This is a genomic window from Billgrantia sp. NRB1 (genome assembly GCF_056921725.1).
Map to the genome: position 1 here is coordinate 3,334,616 of NZ_CM167783.1, position 18,395 is coordinate 3,353,010.

At 63.6% G+C, this 18,395-nt stretch carries 16 protein-coding genes and 1 pseudogene; 5 read left to right on the forward strand and 12 right to left on the reverse strand.

The window, feature by feature from the left end:
* Positions 1 to 21: 21 nt before the first annotated feature.
* The 10 genes from ACZIYR_RS15115 to uraH all read right to left on the reverse strand — a co-directional run bounded on the left by ACZIYR_RS15115 (position 22) and on the right by uraH (position 9,367).
* A complete protein-coding gene (locus tag ACZIYR_RS15115; protein WP_483527272.1) occupies positions 22 to 510 on the reverse strand; it encodes an ureidoglycolate lyase in 489 nt (162 codons plus the stop codon).
* Positions 511 to 519: 9 nt separating this feature from the next.
* Positions 520 to 1,353, reverse strand: a complete 834-nt coding sequence (locus tag ACZIYR_RS15120) for a bifunctional allantoicase/(S)-ureidoglycine aminohydrolase (RefSeq protein ID WP_483527273.1) — start codon at positions 1,351 to 1,353, stop codon at positions 520 to 522.
* 212 nt (positions 1,354 to 1,565) lie between these two features.
* The gene (gene puuE / locus ACZIYR_RS15125; RefSeq protein WP_473034599.1) at positions 1,566 to 2,513 is read right to left on the reverse strand and encodes an allantoinase PuuE; all 948 of its coding nucleotides are present in this window, start codon (positions 2,511 to 2,513) and stop codon (positions 1,566 to 1,568) included.
* Between the two features lie 134 nt (positions 2,514 to 2,647).
* Positions 2,648 to 3,325 (reverse strand): aspartate/glutamate racemase family protein, encoded by a 678-nt coding sequence (locus tag ACZIYR_RS15130; RefSeq protein WP_483527274.1) that lies wholly within the window; start codon positions 3,323 to 3,325, stop codon positions 2,648 to 2,650.
* Positions 3,326 to 3,413: 88 nt separating this feature from the next.
* Positions 3,414 to 4,712 carry a TRAP transporter large permease gene (locus tag ACZIYR_RS15135; RefSeq protein ID WP_473034601.1) on the reverse strand — a complete coding sequence of 433 codons (1,299 nt, stop codon included), beginning with the start codon at positions 4,710 to 4,712 and terminating at the stop codon, positions 3,414 to 3,416.
* Positions 4,709 to 5,287 carry a TRAP transporter small permease subunit gene (locus ACZIYR_RS15140; protein ID WP_483527275.1) on the reverse strand — a complete coding sequence of 193 codons (579 nt, stop codon included), beginning with the start codon at positions 5,285 to 5,287 and terminating at the stop codon, positions 4,709 to 4,711. The genes ACZIYR_RS15135 and ACZIYR_RS15140 overlap by 4 nt, the downstream gene beginning before the upstream one ends.
* Before the next feature lie 50 nt (positions 5,288 to 5,337).
* Positions 5,338 to 6,378, reverse strand: coding sequence for a TRAP transporter substrate-binding protein (locus tag ACZIYR_RS15145; RefSeq protein WP_473034603.1), 1,041 nt, complete (start codon positions 6,376 to 6,378; stop codon positions 5,338 to 5,340).
* 457 nt (positions 6,379 to 6,835) lie between these two features.
* Positions 6,836 to 7,573 (reverse strand): GntR family transcriptional regulator, encoded by a 738-nt coding sequence (locus ACZIYR_RS15150; RefSeq protein WP_483527276.1) that lies wholly within the window; start codon positions 7,571 to 7,573, stop codon positions 6,836 to 6,838.
* A 162-nt stretch (positions 7,574 to 7,735) separates the two neighbouring features.
* Positions 7,736 to 8,938, reverse strand: coding sequence for a urate hydroxylase PuuD (locus ACZIYR_RS15155; RefSeq protein WP_483527277.1), 1,203 nt, complete (start codon positions 8,936 to 8,938; stop codon positions 7,736 to 7,738).
* Positions 8,939 to 9,013: 75 nt separating this feature from the next.
* On the reverse strand, positions 9,014 to 9,367 hold the full coding sequence (gene uraH / locus ACZIYR_RS15160; RefSeq protein WP_483527278.1) for a hydroxyisourate hydrolase: 354 nt from the start codon (positions 9,365 to 9,367) through the stop codon (positions 9,014 to 9,016).
* 246 nt (positions 9,368 to 9,613) lie between these two features.
* On the opposite strand from uraH, the pseudogene uraD reads away from it, so the two are divergent.
* Positions 9,614 to 10,140, forward strand: a pseudogene (gene uraD / locus ACZIYR_RS15165) (2-oxo-4-hydroxy-4-carboxy-5-ureidoimidazoline decarboxylase).
* 327 nt (positions 10,141 to 10,467) lie between these two features.
* Positions 10,468 to 11,859: a uracil-xanthine permease family protein gene (locus tag ACZIYR_RS15170; protein WP_483527279.1), complete on the forward strand. Its 1,392-nt coding sequence runs from the start codon at positions 10,468 to 10,470 to the stop codon at positions 11,857 to 11,859.
* A 305-nt stretch (positions 11,860 to 12,164) separates the two neighbouring features.
* On the opposite strand, the gene ACZIYR_RS15175 is transcribed toward ACZIYR_RS15170, so the two are convergent.
* Entirely contained in the window at positions 12,165 to 13,028 is an 864-nt protein-coding gene (locus ACZIYR_RS15175; RefSeq protein WP_483527280.1) for a hypothetical protein, read from the reverse strand.
* Positions 13,029 to 13,249: 221 nt separating this feature from the next.
* Here ACZIYR_RS15175 and ACZIYR_RS15180 point away from each other — a divergent pair, with 221 nt between their 5' ends.
* Entirely contained in the window at positions 13,250 to 13,906 is a 657-nt protein-coding gene (locus ACZIYR_RS15180; RefSeq protein ID WP_483527281.1) for a phosphoribosyltransferase, read from the forward strand.
* Between the two features lie 12 nt (positions 13,907 to 13,918).
* Here ACZIYR_RS15180 and ACZIYR_RS15185 read toward each other — a convergent pair whose 3' ends face one another.
* Positions 13,919 to 14,626, reverse strand: a complete 708-nt coding sequence (locus ACZIYR_RS15185; protein WP_473034610.1) for a glutathione S-transferase N-terminal domain-containing protein — start codon at positions 14,624 to 14,626, stop codon at positions 13,919 to 13,921.
* A gap of 367 nt (positions 14,627 to 14,993) precedes the next feature.
* Here ACZIYR_RS15185 and ACZIYR_RS15190 point away from each other — a divergent pair, with 367 nt between their 5' ends.
* Positions 14,994 to 16,694: an L-lactate permease gene (locus ACZIYR_RS15190; protein WP_483527282.1), complete on the forward strand. Its 1,701-nt coding sequence runs from the start codon at positions 14,994 to 14,996 to the stop codon at positions 16,692 to 16,694.
* A gap of 170 nt (positions 16,695 to 16,864) precedes the next feature.
* Positions 16,865 to 18,364, forward strand: coding sequence for a glycolate oxidase subunit GlcD (gene glcD / locus ACZIYR_RS15195; protein ID WP_483527283.1), 1,500 nt, complete (start codon positions 16,865 to 16,867; stop codon positions 18,362 to 18,364).
* The last annotated feature ends 31 nt before the right edge of the window (positions 18,365 to 18,395 follow it).

The following is an 18,395-nucleotide window of genomic DNA, read 5'->3' on the forward strand; positions in this document are numbered from 1 at the left end:
GGGCGAAGGCCGCCCCGCGACTCACTCCAGAGTCACCCGGATGGCCAGCGGATGCTCGTCGCAGTTGTTGCCGGCCCCGCCCCGGTCCACCACCAGGAATTCCCCTTCCCGCTCCAGCACCGACTGGATGGCATGCCAGGTGCCGGCGCGGTAGTTGACGCCCTGGCGGCCGTCGGTGACGAAGGCGCGCACCGCGGCCGGATCAATCTCGTCCCCCGGCGGCGCGACGACCACCAGGAAGCGCTCCTCATGCAGCGGCATAAAGGCCTGGCTGCCCTGGGGATGGCGCTCCAGGAAGTCGAGCTCCAGCGGCACCTCCACCGGCTGGCTGACGAAGATGCTGATCAGCGCCCTCGCCTCCTCACCCAGGGTCTCCACCCTGGCCAGGTCGTGGTAGCGCCGGGTGCGTCCGGCGTTGATCGGAAAGGAGTCGGCGATTCGTGTATCGATGACGTCGCCGAAGGGGGCGAAGGCCTCCGGCGTCAGCGGCTCGGCTTTCAGTTCCAGCATGACGATCTCCTAGCGGCCACCCAACCGCAGCGCCGGGTGGCGATTGACGTCCTTATAGAGCAGGTAGCGGAACGGCCCCGGGCCGCCGGCATAGCAGGCCTGCGGGCAGAAGGCGCGCAGCCACATGAAGTCGCCGGCCTCGACCTCCACCCAGTCCTGGTTGAGGTGGTAGACCGCCTTGCCCTCCAGCACGTAGAGGCCGTGCTCCATGACGTGGGTCTCATCGAAGGGGATCACCGCACCGGGCTGGAAGGTGACGATATTGACGTGCATATCGTGGCGCACATCGGCGGGGTCGACGAAGCGCGTGGTCGCCCAGCGCTCGTCGGTGTCGGGCATCGGCGTCGGGGCGATCTCGTTCTCGTTGGTGACGAAGGCCTCCGGCACCTCGATGCCCTCGACGAACTCGTACGCCTTGCGCACCCAGTGAAAGCGCACCGGGGCATCCGACTCGTTGCGCAGCTGCCAGTGGCTGCCCGGCGGCAGGAAGGCATAGCCGCCCGGGGTCATGTGATGACGCTCGCTGGCGAGGGTCAGGGTCATCTCGCCCTCGACCACGAACAGTACCCCTTCGGCGGCGGGGTCGAGCTCGGGCTTCTCGCTGCCGCCACCGGGCGCGACCTCCATGATGTACTGGCAGAAGGTCTCGGCGAAGCCCGACAGCGGGCGCGCCAGCACCCACAGCCGGGTCTCCTCCCAGAATGGCAGGTTGCTGGTAACGATATCGCCGAAGACCCCCTTGGGAATCACCGCATAGGCCTCGGTGAACACCGCCCTGTCGGAGAGCAGCTGGGTCTGGGGCGGATGACCGCCGTGGGGAGCGTAGTAGGTGCGTGATTTCATGGGGTATCCTGAATTAGTGTGCGGCCGAAAGCCGTGCCCATGGCAGACATCGCTCGAGGCAGTTCCGGCGACAGGTCTACGAGGGGGCGCTGTGAACCCCTCCCTGGGCGCTACCGATGCCATCCCTGGCATAGGACCCCCTCTTCGACCTGTCCCCGGCGCCTCTCGCTTCGGGCAGCGGCAGCTCAAAAGACTTCGCCGGGATAGGCGAGCTATGTGCCTCTGCGCGCCGGGGCGGGGTGGTGCTCGGCCCAGTGGCGAGCGATATCCACGCGGCGGGTGACCCACACCCGGTCGTGGGCCTCGATATGGTCGAGGAAGCGCTGCAGGGCGCGGAACCGGCCTGGACGCCCCAGCAGCCGGCAGTGCATGCCCACCGAGAGCATCTTGGGTGACTCCTCACCCTCCGCATAGAGGACGTCGAAGGCGTCGCGCAGGTAGCTGAAGAAGTGGTCGGCGGTATTGAAGCCCTGGGGCGCGGCGAAGCGCATGTCGTTGCTGTCCAGGGTATAGGGCACGATGAGGTGGTCGTGCTCGACCCCCTGACTGTCGGCCTCGCGGGTCCAGAACGGCAGGTCGTCGCCATAGTAGTCACTGTCGTAAAGAAAGCCGCCCTCGTCGAGCACCAGCCGGCGGGTGTTGGGGCTGTCGCGGCCGGTGTACCAGCCCAGCGGCTTCTCGCCGTAGAGGCGCTGGAAGATCTCCATGGCCCGCTGCAGGTGTTCGCGCTCGACGTGCTCCGGCACCTCCTGGTAGTGGATCCAGCGGTAGCCGTGGCAGGCGATCTCGTGGCCCAGTTCCTTGAAGGCGTGGGCCACTTCCGGATGGCGCTCAAGCGCCATGGCCACGCCGAACACGGTCAACGGCAGGCCGCGCCGCTCGAACTCGCGCAGGATGCGCCACACCCCTACCCGGGAGCCGTACTCATAGATCGATTCCATGCTCAGGTGGCGGGCGGGAAAGGCCGGCGCGCCGATGATCTCGGACAGGAACTGCTCGGAGCCTTCATCGCCGTGCAGCACGCAGTTTTCGCCGCCCTCTTCGTAGTTGAGCACGAACTGCACGGCGATCTTCGCCCGGCCGGGCCAGTTGGCATGGGGAGGCGTGCGGCCGTAGCCGACCAGATCGCGGGGGTAGTCATGGATGCTGGCAACGCTCATCGCACCTCTCCTTGTTGTTCTATCTGTTAATAAGTGTCACATGATGGCCCCGAGGGGCAAGGTCATGACAACACCTAGTGTATACAATGACAACTTAAGCTGTATCCACCTCGGTTGCAAGGGCAAAAGGGTGTTCAAGCAGACATCCGCCATGTCAGCTGCATCAGCGCCTGGCACTGCATGACCGCGGCATCAAAGCAGTCCAGCAGTTGGCCGCTCCCTACAGACCCATGGCTGTCTGCCAGCCCGGTGAACGCCGCCCCACCGATAATGATGACGTCCGGGGAGAGTCGCTCCTCCTGGGAACCGAGCGTGGCGAAGAGCCGTCGAGCCGCCTCGTCCCGCTGGCGCGGTAGCGTCAGATCATCGATCACAATCGCATCGACCCCCAGGCAACGGCGAGACAAACCTAGGTCATGCAGCACATCATCTATCATCCGAGGCCAGCGGACCCCCGGGGTGATAATCGAAAAGCGGCTCCCCAACTGCACAGCGGTCAATAGCGAAGCCTCAAGCATCCCGACGACCGGCACGGGACTGATTTCACGCACCGCGGAGATGCCCGGCTCACCAAAGCAGGCCAGCAGGATGGCATCGAAAGGCCTGTCCTCCGCAGCGAGGTGGCGCTCGACCAGCGTCACTATGGCAGCTCCGGCCAAAGCACACTCGCGGCGTGAACCGATATAGGCAACACTGTCGGTCGCAGTTTCGGCCACCACTTCGACATTCGCGCCAAGCCGCTCACGGGCACGCTTGGCCATCTGCTCTGTCATCGCGGTATTGGCGTTGCCATTCAGCAGTAGTAAACGCATACATGACTCCTCCCCCACCCCTGGCCCAACAGGCCAAGGATGGGGTCTACAGTTCATCGGGAAAACAAGATGTGTTCGGGTAGCGCGACTATCCCATCATGTTACGAGGTAGCCACAACGCAATATCGGGGAAGGCGATCAGCAGGAAGGTGAAGAGCAACAGGATGATCACGAACGGGAAGGCGCCCCACATTACTTCGCGAAAATCGCCGCCGCTTGGACGTACACCGTGTACCACATAGAGGTTCATGCCCACTGGCGGTGTAATCAAGCCGATCTCACACATCATGATGATGAATATACCGAACCAGATCGGGTCAATGCCCGCCGCCATGACGATGGGCATGGCCACCGGCACGGTAAGCACCAGCATCGACATAACATCCATGAACATCCCCAGCAGGATGTAAAAGAGGATCAGGATCAGCAGCAGCGCAAGGACCGAGAGGTCGAAAGCCACCACCCATTGGGTCAGGGTCTGGGCAACGCCGGTCAGTGAAACAGTAACATTGAGCATCAGTGCACAGATGATCACCAGCAGCACCATGCCCGTGGTGCGGGCCGAGTTGATGCAAACTGATTCGAGCAGGGCCAGATTGAGGCGTCCACCGTGCCAGACGAAGCATATCGCTGTTACCACCCCCAGGGCTGCAGACTCGGTGGGCGTAGCCAGGCCGGCATAGATCGACCCCATGACAATGAAGAAGATTACCAGCGGCGGTACCAGGCTCTTCGAAGCCTTGAGCTTCTCGCTCAGCGGAATACGTACCTCGTCTTCACCATATTGCTTACCCCACTGGCTGACCAACAGATAGAGGCTGAACAGCAGGGTGAGGGCGATTCCCGGGATAACCCCAGCCAGGAACAGCTGTCCCACCGAGACATTGGCCAGAGAGCCGAACACCAGCAGGTTAACGCTGGGTGGGATGAGAATGCCCAGGGTACCACCGGCAGCCAGCGACCCCAGCGCCGGCCCCATGGGGTAACCGCGTTTCTCCAGGGTGGGAAGAGCTAAGGTACCGATAGTTGCCGCAGTGGCCACGGAGGAACCGGAGGTGGCGGCAAACAGCGACGAGGAAGCGATATTGGTATGCAACAGCCCGCCTGGCAAACGGTTCATCCAAATCGACAGGGCATAGAACATGCGATCGGCAATACCGCCACGCAACAGCAGCTCCCCCAGCAGGATGAACAGCGGGATGGCCGTCAGCAGGCTCTGATTGAGGGAGGCCCAGATGACCGACCCCATGGATTCAACCAGTGGCATACCAAAAGTGATCAGGCCACCCACCACGCCGATAGCAACCATGGCCACGGCGATGGGAATACCCGCCAGCATCATACCGAGCATGACCAAGAAGGCGATAAAAACATAGACAAGCGTCATGACGTGACCACCTCCTCTTCACGGTGGCGGATATCCTCCAGCTCCTCCTTGAGCTCGTCCTTAGCGCTACGCGGGCCATAGTCTCTCAGCAGCCCACTCGTATCACGACGAGCCAGCAGCAGGGTGGCACGGACAGCCAGGAACACTGCTAGAACACAGAAGATCAACAGGGCCAAGAACCAGGGAGCCTGAGGGTAGACCAGCGGCGTCGCCCAAACAGTGGGCGCCCGGCTACCGTAAGCAATAGTGTCACCAATCACCCCATAGGCCAGCCAGATACAGAACAGCCCCAGCAATGCCATGGAGACACTGGCGAGCCAATTGAGAAAGGCCTGTTTCTGCTTTGACAACCGAGATGTGACGAGATCGATGCGGATATGCGCCCGCTGGATTAATGCCACCGAGAAGGCCAGGCCGGCGGCCACAGCCACTGCATAACCGGAGAGCTCGTCGATGCCTCCTAAGGAGATGTTGAAGAGTCTGCGAGTAAGGGTCTCTAGACTCACTACAAAGGAGAGTGAGAAGAAAATGACCCCAAAGACAATACTAAAAATTCTTATTAAACCGTTCATCATAGACCTCCTATACGAAGGCGGCCGGCGCTGTTCTGCGCCGGCCGCATCGCTTACAGCCCCAGATTGGCACCCACGGTGGCTTTCCAATCCTCCGAGCAGCTCGGGTTGGTTCTGTCACACAGCTCAACGAAGTTGGGCAGCGACATGGTCTCGACGGCCTCATTGACGGTCTGAAGATCCTCCTCGGTCACATCGATACCGGTAAGTGAATAGGGGCGGCCGTTGGCACAAGGCTCAGCCCCAGTATTGCAGCGAGAGGCATCTTCATAGAGCTCTTCTGAATAAGCCCATATATCGTCTACGAGCTCATTGAATGCTGTCTCAATCTGCGTTTGTTCCTCTTCGGAGAACTGATTCCACACGTTGAGGTTGACGGCATAGCCGTTCATCGCCATTTGTACCGGCAGGGGATAAACGTAGCTGGTGACTTCCGGCCAGCCAGCGGCATTGGCCGAACTTGGCCCGGTTACACCACAGTCGACCACCCCTCGGGCGATGCCCTGCTGCGTTTCGGGGAAGGAGAGCGGCACCGGAGCGGCACCCAGGCTCGACATGAAGTTCCCAAGAATATTGTCATAAACCCGCACCCGCTTCCCTCGGAGGTCTTCGAGCCCACTGATCTCGGGCTCACAGAAGATCACCTGAGGGCCCGCCGGCCAGACGCCCAGCAGTTTCGAATTGAACCGCTCCTGTAGTCGCGCATCCGCTACTGGCATATAAGCATCGACATTCTGGCGAGCAACTTCATAGGTGGGGTTCTGGCCAACCAGATCAAAGCCTAGCAACGTCGGCTCATCACCACTGATCTGCGATAAACGCAGCGAGACAATGCCGAAGAGATTGTTGCGAAGAACCCTCAAGCCCTCGGCATCGCTGACGCCGGAAGTATCCACAGGGCTATAACTTACCTGGGTGCTCACGCCGGTACGCTCGGCGAAGTTCTCGAAGAATGGCTGTTCGAGGTCGTTCTGAATGGCGCCTGAGCCAACCGGCTGGCCTAGGGCCCGAATCGAAGATGGTGCAGCCATGGCTGAGGCGGTAATGAAAGAAGCTACCAAGGTGGCAGTCACGGGGAGGGCATATTGACGCATCGCTGTTCTCCTTGCCGTTGGAGTCATTGTTGAAGGAGCGGCATGACCAGAGCCAGAGGGCTCTATGTGTTACGCACACCTAGAAGCTAGGACAAAAAATACGAAAACACAAATTTTCGTATACAAAAAACTCGGACCCGCTCAGGAAACGACCCCATCCCATTGATTGTATTATTATTTATCAGTTACGTATCCAGCGTGCTGACCTTGCTTTCCTGGTTGACCGGCCACCTTAACACTCTGATCAACTCTGCCTACGACTCGCTTTCAGGGCTAGGAAACAGCATTTGAAAACATTTCATGTATACAATAAGTGTCGGCAAGATGTTCTCTTAATGACCCACTGGGCGCCCTGCCAGCGCTTCCGCCAGTAACCCACCCAGGTATCAACGCCAGCGCCCCGGATCCATGGTCCGGGGCGCTGGCGTTACGAGGGGATAATAGGGTGCCGCGAGGGTCAGTCGCCGAAGATGCTGTGCAGATCCGGCGCTTCGGCCTCTTCCTCGACGATGGCGAGTGACGCCTCGATCTCCTCGAGGTGGTGGCTCATGAAGGCGCGGGCCCCCTCGCCGTCGCCTGCCTCCAGGTAGCGGATCAGATCGTCGTGGTCGTGGGATTCGCAGCCCAGGTTGCCGGGATTGCCGTAGACCGCCAGGATCAGCGATGAGCGTGAGCAGAGCCGACCGACGAAGGCGGCAAGCGTGCTGTTGCCTGAGAGCTGGGCCAGGCGCTCGTGAAAGGCCGCGGAGAGTTTGATCGCCGAGCTCTGCTCGCCCGCTCGCAGCGCCTCGCGCTCACGGCTGGCCATGCCGCGCAGCTCGCGAATGTCGTCCTCGGTGATACGACGGGCCACATCAGGCATCAGGCCGCACTCGACCATCTGACGGGCATCGAAGACCTCCCTGGCCTCGTCGGCGGTGGGTCGGGTGACGCTGGCGCCGCGCCTGGGGGTGAGGGTGACCAGCTGCTCGAGTGCCAGGCGCTGCAGGATCTTGCGGATACCGGTACGGCTGACGCCAAACACCTCGGAGAGCGCATCCTCGCGCAGCCGAGCGCCCGGCTTGAGGCGATGCTCGATGATCGCATCGCTGATCGAGCGGTAGATGACCTCGTGCCGTTCGGCACCGTCACCGTTCTTGCCCAGGCGCCGGGGGCGCCCCTTGGTCGACTCGCCGTGGTCTGCCAGCTGATTCATGGTATCCCTCCTTGCATGACCCTAGATGACCTTATTGTATACGCATTGAGGGCCTGGGACCGAACCACCCGGTACGCCAAGGGGCCCGCCGATTGGCGAGCCCCTGTCTGGCTGACGACAGCCCGGGTCGATGACCGCTGTCCGGGGGACACGTCCCCACCCTTACTCCGACCAGGCGGCGATCGCCTCGCGCTCCTCATCGGTCATGCCGGTCATGTTGCCAAGCGGCATGTACTTGCTGGCCACCACCTGCTGGATCTCGCGCTTCTGACGCAGGATCTGATCCTCGGTGTCATAGGCCACGCCGGCCGGCGGGGCCGCAAATCCCGGCTGGGTGGGATCGCTGGAGTGGCAGGCCACGCAGTGCTGGTCGACCAGCGCATGCACTTCCTCGAAGGACGTCGCCTCGCCCTCCGCCACCGCGGCAGCCGGCTGGCTAGAGGGCATCGCGACCCAGAAGGCCACCAGAATCAGCGCGGTGCCGGCGGCCGGATAGGCGGGCTGGATCTTGCCGGCATGCATCAGCACGAAGAACTGCCGAATCAGCGCACCGCCGAAGATGAACAGCGACATGAGTATCCAGGCATGCTCGTGACTGTAGGCAAAGGAGTAGTGGTTGCTGATCATCAGCAGCACCACCGGCAGCGTGAAGTAGGTGTTGTGCACCGAGCGCTGCTTGCCGCGCTTGCCATCCAGCGGGTTGGGCTCCTCGCCGGCCTGCATCGCCTTGACCATGCGACGCTGTCCGGGAATGATCCAGAAGAAGACGTTGGCCGACATGGCGGTGGCCATGACCGCACCGGTGAGTAGAAAAGCGGCCCGGCCGGAGAACATCTGGGTACTCAGATAGGCGACCACCACCATCATGATCGCCACGGCAATGCTCAGCAGGCCATCACGGGTCATGTTGGGGCTGATGCGCTTGCACAGCTCGTTGTAGACCACCCAGCCCCCCAGCAGGAACAGCAGCGCCAAGACGTTGGCCTGCCAGCCGCTCATGTTGGCGGCCCACTCCCAGTTGGCGTTGGGATTGACCAGATAGAAGCTCGGGTTGGCCATGTAGAGCAGCACGAAGAGCGCGAAGCCCGACAGCCAGGTGGTGTAGGACTTCCAGAACGACCAGTGCAGGTCATCGGGCAGCTTGGCCGGTGCCGTGGCGTACTTCTGGTTGTGATAGAAGCCGCCGCCGTGAACGGCCCACATCTCGCCGAACACGCCCTTCTCTCGGTCCTCGGCGGCCTTGGGCTTTTTCAGGCCGTTGTCTAGCATCACGAAATAGATCGATTCGCCGATCCAGGCGATAGCGGCGATGACGTGAAGCCAGCGCAGCATGAAGTTCAGGAATTCGAGTAGGTAGGCTTGCATTCAGGGAACCTCACCGGGAGTGCTTGTTGTTGGTAAACATGACGGAGCGACCAGCGTCTCTAGGCCCGCACGCCGTCAGCTGCCGCGATAGGTGGAGTAGCCATAGGGCGAGAGCAGCAGCGGCACATGGTAGTGAGCGGAGGCATCGGAAACGCCGAAGCGCAGCGGAATCACGTCGAGAAAGCGCGGCTCGCTGGCCTTTACGCCCTGCTGACGCAGATAGTCGCCGGCATGGAACACCAGCTCGTACTCGCCGGCCGTGAAGTCGCCGCCCTCGAGGATCGGAGCGTCGCAGCGGCCGTCGTCGTTGGTGGTGACTTCCTTGAGGCGCTCGCGGCCCTCGCCTGCCAGGCGAAAGACCTCGATACGAATCCCCTCGCCGGGGCGGCCTTGAGCGGTGTCCAGAACATGTGTGGTTAGACGTCCCATCGGTTTCTCCCCCTAGATGTGTGATCGAGTCGTGTGGCGATGTCACCGGGTGAGGCGCATCATGGTGTAACGAGGTGTCCGGCCCAGGCGGCATGCGAGCGCCACACCTCATGAGGACAGTTTTAGCGCTTATTGCGATACATTTCAAAATTTTTTTGTATACACTTGGGCCATGGGCGTAGCCTTGCCACTGTTGGCCCTCATGTGAGTGGCCCCCCATACCCACCATCGACCCTGGAGACCCAGATGAACGACAAGAGCTTGACCCCGCGTCCCAGCAGCCTCGGCCGTGATGCCTTCGTGACCCAGTATGGCGAGATCTACGAGCACTCCCCCTGGGTGGCCGAACTGACCTGGGAGCGAGGCCTGACCCCCGAACAGGACACCCCGGCGGGGTTGGCCGAGGCCATGGGCCAAACCCTGCGCGAAGCGCCCCCGAGCAGCAGCTCGCGGTGATCCGCGCCCACCCCGACCTTGCCGGCAAGGCGGCCATCGCCGGCGAGCTAACCGACGACTCCACCCGTGAGCAGGCCGGCGCCGGCCTCGATCAGTGCACGCCGGAGGAGATGGCCCGTTTCGAACGCCTCAACGCCGCCTATAAAGAGAAGTTCGGTTTTCCCTTCGTGATGGCCGTCAAGGGCAGCGATCGCCACGCCATTCTGGCCGCCTTCGAGACCCGCCTGGATAACGATGCCGACGAAGAGCGGCGCACCGCCATCGAACAGATCAACCGCATCGCCCTGTTCCGCCTGGAAGCGCGCAGCGAAGCCTGATCCCCGGGCGCCGGCTGCGGCCGGCGCCCCTTTCCCCCGCCTTCAAGAGCCGTACGTCACCTATCCTTAGGGATAAGATAGGTCGCAACACCGTGCCTGCCACCGCAAGGCCCTCAGGCCATACATCGCCCATACCATCCCGCCAAAGGCTGACCAAACAGTCAACTCAAGGCGCGCAACCCTCTGTTTTTAAAAGATGGAAACAATTTCCATAAAAAAATACCCGCAGGCTGTCTTTCAAAATCACAATGATTGTGTACATTCACAAGCAGGTGTGGTGCTCACAACGTGTGCCACTGCATACAACAACAAGCCTGAGAGCCTGACATGACCGATACAGAGCAGTCCTCCACGCAGCCGAGACCCTCGCGTACCGTCAACCAGAACCCCGATGCCATGCCACCGCTGGGCAAGGCGATCCCGCTGGGTATCCAGCACATCATGGCGATGTTCGCCGGCAACGTGACGCCGCCGATCATTATCGCCGGCGTGATCGGTGCCGCCACCGGCGAGCAGATCTTCCTGATCCAGGTCGCCCTGTTCGTGGCCGGCATCTCCACGCTGATCCAGACCATCGGCATGGGGCCGGTCGGTGCCCGCCTGCCCATCGTCCAGGGCACCAGCTTCGGCTTCCTGCCGGTGGCCCTGCCCCTGGCCAATGCCTTCGGGCTGGCCGCGGTGCTCGGCGCCTCGATGATCGCCGGTTTACTGCAGATCGTGCTGGGGGCCTTCCTCAAGAAGATCCGCCACTGGTTCTCGCCGGTGGTCACCGGCATCGTGGTGCTGTTGATCGGCATCACCTTGATGCCGGTGGGCCTCAACTACGCCGCCGGCGGCGTGGGGGCCGATGACTTCGCCTCCCCCACTAATCTGGGCCTGGCGCTGTTCGTGCTGGTGGTGACCATCGTCGTGCACCAGTTCGGGCGCGGTTTTCTCAAGGCCGCCTCGGTGCTGGTGGGTCTGAGCAGTGGCTATCTGGTAGCGATCGCCCTGGGCATGGTGGACTTCTCCAGCGTCACCGACGCCGCCTGGTTCGCCATCCCCCAGCCGCTGCAGTACGGCATGGAGTTCCATCTGACCGCCATCATCGGCATGACCCTGATCATGTTCGTGGTGGGCCTCGAGACCATTGGCAACATCTCTGCCATCACCATCGGCGGGGCCGGCCGCCAGGCCAAGGACCGCGAACTCTCCGGCGGCGTGATGGCCGACGGCGTGGCCACCTCCTTCGCCGCCGTCTTCAACACCCTGCCCAATACCGCCTATGCCCAGAACGTGGGCCTGATCACCCTGACCGGCGTGGTCAGCCGTCACGTGGTGACCATCGGCGGCATCCTGCTGATCTGCATGGGCCTGTTCCCCAAACTGGGCGGTCTGGTGGCGGCCATGCCTCACGCCGTGCTGGGCGGTGCCGGGGTGGTGATGTTTGGCATGATCGCCTCTGCCGGCCTGAAGATCATCCAGGAGTGCGAACTCAACCAGCGCGCCATGCTGATCATCGCCGTCGCCATGAGCCTGGGTATCGGCCTGCCGGCGGTGGAGGCCATCTCCGACACCATGCCGGGTCAGGCCGGCCTGCTGCTGAAGTCAGGCCTGGTGCCGGCCGCCGTCGCCGCTCTGCTGCTGGACGCCATCCTGCCCGGCAAGCCGCGCCGGGCGGAGCCCGAGGCTGACGAGGCGATCGCCACCAAGAGCGAGAAGGTCAAGTCCAATCTCTAAGGCTCGCCTGACCTGCTCCCATCCGCGCCGCCGGCACCCGCCGGCGGCGTTTTAGGTTCTAGCCCTCGGTAACTTGCCCCTCGTATGCAACGCTCCTCCGCACTCCGCATTCACCCCTCGCCGCTTGCCCCTCTACTGGTTGACCTCCCACTCTCTGGCCTACCCTCTTACTCCCCGTTCTGCCGCCTCCCTCGCCATCGTCCTCACCAGGAGAACGTGGCTGAACGCAAGCGGGCCAGCCACCAAGGTGGCTGGCCCGCTGCCTGCGAAACGCCTTTTTCGACCTGCCAGGCATAGCGCCTGGGTCAGAAGTGCCACTCCAGGTTGAGGGTCAGCGCATCGGTATCGACGCCCGGCTTGTCGTGGTTGCCGAACTTGTTGCGCCAGTACTCATAGCCAACCCCGGCCCAGAGGGTATTGTCGCCGCCCCAGGCAAGCTGCCCCACGTCGAGCATCAGCGAGGTGCGCATCAGCTGCTCGGCCTTGGTGGAGACCCCGAAGTAGTCGTCGCCCTTCTTGCCGTTGTAGTTATAGAAGCCCTGAAACTTCATCGGCAGCGCCCCCGCCTCGAAGGGCAGCCCCCAGGCCAGATTGATCTGATAGTAGGGGTCAAAGGAGAGACTGTTGTCATTGCCCGGCAGGCCACAGGGGGCGAGGCCACAGTGGTTCCACTCCCGACTGTAGAACAGGCTGAGGTCGAGAAAGCCGCGCGGTACATCGAACTTGAAGGTCGGCCCCACCAGCAGCTGGCGCTTACGCGGTGCAAACTCGGTGTTCTTGGTATTGAGATCGAAGCCCACGGTGAGCGCCATGTCCCTGACCGGGCCAAAGGCCAGCGGCGCGTCGAAGAGCTTGCCGGCGTGCAGCTGGTGGCGATAGACCAGATAGGCCTCGGTGGCGCCGCTGGCGCTGCCCCGGGCCGGGTCGGTGCTGTCAGACTGCAGGACATCCAGATTGAAGAAATTCTGCCCCAGCGAATAGCCGCTGACATGGGAGAACTGCAGGATGTGCTTTTCCACCTTGTCGGGATTGTTGGGCTCGGTGAACTGAGTGCCATAGCGATAGCCGATGAAGGTGTCGCTCCAGGTGGCTGCCTGGGCCGCACCGGCGGTCAAGGCCGCAGCCAGCGCGGTGCCGGCGACAAGGCCGCGAGAGGTAGCATCGAGCATCCAGGGTATCTCCGGTTATTGGATTTGTAGAGAGGGGCATCGAACGGCTGACGCTACCAAAGTGACGCCACGCTGATCGACACCCACCCGATACACTACACAAACAAATTGTATACTGGAAATATTTTCCAATTAATGGAGCGTTCAGCACCCAATGTCCGACACGGCATCGCGTCGGCCTCCTACACTGAATCAGAGGAGCAATCGCCAGGAGGTTTGCCATGTTCCGAGATCGCCTCGATGCCGCCGAGCAGCTCGCCCGGCGCCTTGATCATCTAAAGGATCATCACCCGCTGATACTGGCCATTCCCCGCGGCGGGGTGCCGATGGCGCACCGGCTGGCCGAAGCGCTGGAAGGTGAGCTGGACGTAGTGCTGGTCCGCAAGATCGGCGCCCCGGGAAGCCCGGAGTTCGCCATTGGCGCGGTCGGCGAGGATGGTAGCGTGCTGCTTGATGACGACGTCGCCCACCACTTCTCGCCGGTGGCCGTAGAGCGGGAAATTGCCCGCCAGCACCAGCTGATCGCCGATCGCCGCCAGCGCTATGCCGCGGTGCGAACGCCGATTTCACCGGATGGCCGGGTGGTAGTGGTGGTCGATGACGGTAGCGCCACCGGCGCCACCATGGAGGCCGCCCTGAAGGCCCTGCACGGGCGACCCGAGCGGCTGATCGCCGCCCTGGGGGTAGCCTCACCCAGCGCCGTGTCGCGCCTGGAGGCCTGGGCCGACGAGGTCGCTTGCCTGCAGGTCCCCGAGGGCTTCATGGCGGTGGGTCAGTTCTTCGCCGACTTCGGCCAGGTGGATGACGATGAGGTCATGGCGCTGCTGGCCTCGGCGGCTCAAGGCCGCCGGGCCGCACCCGACGACTCGGCTTCGTGATGCGCCTGCCGCTCAGCGGTAGGCGCCCTCGATGTCGGTCACCCGCATGGCGCTGCGCCCCAGCCCGCCATGCTGATCCAGCATGCGCTCGAGCCAGCCATAGACCGGGTCGGCATTGGAGACCAGATCGGCGGTGGAGACACAGCGCGCCCACATGAAGCTGCCAAACAGCAGGTAGTCGGCCGCCGCCGGCGAGTCGCCATCGATGAAGTCGGCATCGCTCAGGCAGCCGCGCAGCGGCGCCAGCGCCGCATCCAACTGCGACAGCCCCTTGGCCGGGGAGTGAAACTCCTCGAGGGTACGCCCCAGGCGCTTCTCCCGGGTCTCGCGGAAATAGTCCCGATCCTTGGGATGAATGGCGTTGAGCAGGTCCATGACGATGGTGCGCAGCATCGCCGGCTGCAGCGACCGCTCGGCGTAGTGCTTGAAGAAGCGCGCCCGCGACTCGGCCACTCCCTCGCCCAGCAGCGGCGATTCGGGATAGGCGCGGTCCAGGTAGCGCAGGATCTCGTAGCTGTCGGTGACCACCTGGTCATCGTCGACCAGCACCGGCACCTTGTCATGATCGGCAAAGCTGAGTGCCTGCTTGTCGGTGAAATACCAGGGACGCAGCTCGTAATCCAGGCCCTTGTGGGCCAGCGCGTAACGCACGCGCCAGCAGTAGGGCGAAAACCTCAGCCCCTCGTCGATACCGCACAGGTCGTAGAGCACCCTTGCCATGCCGCCTCCCGGCTTAAGCTGATAAACGTCGTCAGCCGATAGTGCCAGCCTTTCCTCCAGGACGCCAATCCGAGCCTCGCGCCTGCCGACGCCGGGGAACAAGACTGTCCATTAGTCTAACCCTTCGGTCACCGGCTTGCGCCTAACGACGCCGCGAAAAATACATAAACCACTGTTTATAAAATTTTTATCCGAGAAAACAGCGCGGCATCCATCAGCAAAATATTGGTAATACCAATTACCCACATCTGGCCGAGCGCCATACAGCCCCGTATCGTTGCCTCCAGCCGCTGCCTCGGTCCGCTAGGCGTACCGAGGCCAACGCCCGCTTACCCATCGACAACGAGACCGCGAGGTACTCCACCTCATGACTGATACAACACTGGCGCTACTCGCCTTCACACCGCTGATCCTGGCGGGTGTCCTGCTGATCGGCCTGCGACTCCCCGCCCGAACCGCCATGCCGGCGGTCTACGTGGTAACCGCCCTGATTGCCCTGTTCGCCTGGGACATGAGCTTCAACCGAGTGCTCGCCTCCACCTTCCAAGGCCTGATCCTGACGGTGGCGATCCTGTGGATCATCTTCGGCGCCATCCTGCTGCTCAACACGCTGAAGCACTCGGGGGGCATCAAGGCGATCCGCAACGGCTTCTCGGGCATCAGCCCCGACCGCCGAGTGCAGGCGCTGATCGTCGCCTGGCTGTTCGGCTGCTTCATCGAGGGCGCCTCCGGCTTCGGCACCCCGGCCGCCGTGGCCGCCCCGCTGATGGTGGCACTGGGCTTTCCCGCGCTCGCCGCGGTGGTGGTGGGCATGATGATCCAGTCCACGCCGGTCTCCTTCGGCGCCGTTGGCACGCCCATCATCGTCGGGGTGTCAGGCGGCATAGACCGGACCGGTATCACCGAAACGCTGGAAGCCGGTGGCGCCACCTGGCAGGAGTACTTCCACCTGATCGGCGCGGAAGTGGCCATCGTCCACGGCATCGTCGGTGTCTTCATGCCGCTGATCATGGTGGTGATCATGGTGCGCTTCTTCGGTGCCAACAAATCCTGGAAGGAGGGCCTGGACATCACCCCCTTCGCCCTCTTCACGGGCGTGGCGTTCGTGGTGCCCTACATGCTGGCCGGCGTCCTGCTGGGGCCGGAGTTCCCGGCGATGATCGGCGCCGGCGTGGGCCTGGCGATCGTGGTACCGGCGGCACGGCGCGGCTTCTTGCTGCCCAAGAAGACCTGGGACTTCCCGGAGAGCAAGTCCTGGCCCGATGCCTGGATCGGCAGGCTGGAAATCAAGCTGGACGATGTCGTCGGCAAGGCGCCGATCTCGACCCTCATGGGCTGGGTACCCTATGTCCTGCTGGCGGTCATCCTCGTCGCTTCCCGCGTCGTCGACCCGTTTCGCGAAGCACTCCAGTCCGTCAGCCTCGGCTGGAGCAACATCCTGGGCGAGGCCGGGGTTTCCGGTGCCATCCAGCCGCTCTACCTGCCGGGTGGTATCCTGCTGATGGTGGTCCTGATCACCGCCGTGCTCCACCGCATGCGCCTGGGCGAGCTCAAGGCCGCCTTCGGCGAGTCCTCCCGGACCCTGCTCGGCGCCGGCTTCGTGCTGATCTTCACCATCCCCATGGTGCGCATCCTGATCAACTCCGGGGTCAACGCCGCCGATCTGGTCTCGATGCCGGTGGCCATGGCGCAGTTCGTGGCCGACGGCGTGGGCGGCGTCTATCCGCTGTTCGCCCCGGCGGTGGGCGGTCTCGGCGCCTTCATCGCCGGCTCCAATACGGTCTCCAACCTGATGCTCTCGGAGTTCCAGTTCAACGTGGCGCAGCAGCTGGGGCTCTCTACCGCCATGATGGTGGCACTGCAGGCGGTGGGCGCCGCGGCGGGCAACATGATCGCCATCCACAACGTGGTGGCGGCATCGGCCACCGTGGGCCTGCTGGGCCGCGAAGGTGAGACCATTCGCAAGACCATCCTGCCGACCATCTACTACATGGTGTTTGCGGGGATCATCGCGCTGGTGGCCTTCTACGTGCTCGGGGTCAGCGACCCGCTGATGCGCGCCGGCTGATCGATCGGCCCAGGCGCGACCCAAGGCCCTGCCAGCGATGATGCCGGCGGGGCCTTTTTCGTCCGGACGGCGGTCATCCGCCGAGGTTTCGTGGAAATTTTTTCCATTTACACTCGTCCGGCTCTCTGCCTAGAATGCAGGGACGCATCCCCACCGCTCCGGGAGCCGAGATGAACATCCTCTACGACCCACGTCTCGATGGCGACATCCCCCGCCGCGACAAGGACGAGGTAGCGGCCGACCTGGCCCGCCACCTGCCGAACATGCCGCTGCTGGAGCGCGAGGAGGATATGCGACCCTTCGAGTGCGACGGCCTCTCGGTCTATCGCACCCTGCCGATGCTGGTGGCCCTGCCCGGCACCCTGGACGAGGTCGAGACCCTGCTGCGCCGCTGCCACGCCCTGGGCGTGCCGGTGGTGACCCGCGGCGCCGGCACCGGCCTCTCCGCCGGCGCCCTGCCCCTGGCGCAGGGGGTGCTGCTGGTGCTGTCGCGCTTCGACCGCATCCTCGAGATCGACCCCGAGGCGCGCATCGCCAGGGTCGAGCCCGGGGTACGCAACCTGGCAATCTCCGAGGCCGCCGCCGCCCATGGGCTCTACTACGCCCCCGACCCCTCCTCGCAGATCGCCTGTTCCATCGGCGGCAACGTGGCGGAGAACGCCGGCGGCGTACACTGCCTGAAATACGGCCTCACCGTGCACAATGTGCTCAAGGTGGAGGTAATGACCATCGAGGGCGAGCGCCTGACGCTCGGCAGCGACGCCCTGGACGCCCCCGGCTTCGACCTGCTGGCGCTGTTCACCGGCTCCGAGGGCATGCTCGGCGTGGTCACCGAGATCACCGTCAAGCTGCTGCCCAAGCCCGAAACCGCCAAGGTGCTGATGGCGAGCTTCGATGACCTGGAGAATGCCGGCCGCGCGGTGGGCGACATCGTCGCCGCGGGCATCATCCCCGGGGGCTTGGAGATGATGGACAACCTCGCCATCCGCGCCGCCGAGGACTTCATCGGCGCCGGCTACCCGGTGGAGGCCGAGGCGATCCTGCTCTGCGAGCTGGACGGCGTGGAGGCCGATGTGGACGAGGACTGCGACACCGTGCGCCGGGTACTGGAGGCCGCCGGCGCCAGCAAGGTGCGCCAGGCCCGCGACGAGGCCGAGCGGGCGCTGTTCTGGGCCGGGCGCAAGAACGCCTTCCCCGCGGTGGGGCGCATGTCGCCGGACTACTACTGCATGGACGGCACCATCCCCCGCCGCGAGCTGCCCCGGGTGCTCAAGGGCATCGCCGAGCTCTCCGAGCGCTACGGGCTGCGGGTGGCCAACGTCTTCCACGCCGGCGACGGCAACATGCACCCGCTGATCCTGTTCGACGCCAATCGCGAGGGGGAGCTGGCGGTGGCCGAGGCGCTGGGCGGGGAGATTCTCGAGCTCTGCGTGGCGGTGGGCGGCACCATCACCGGGGAGCACGGCGTAGGCCGTGAGAAGATCAATCAGATGTGCGCCCAGTTCCGCCCCGACGAGCTGGCCACCTTTCGCGCCGCCAAGGCCGCCTTCGACCCGGCGCAGCTCCTCAATCCGGGCAAGAACATCCCCACCCCGGCGCGCTGCTCGGAGTACCGGACCCTGGCGCCCCCCGCCAGTACGACGCCCCCGGCGTCTCCCAAGCACGGCTGACAGGAGCGAAGATGGCGAGTCCCCAAGCCCC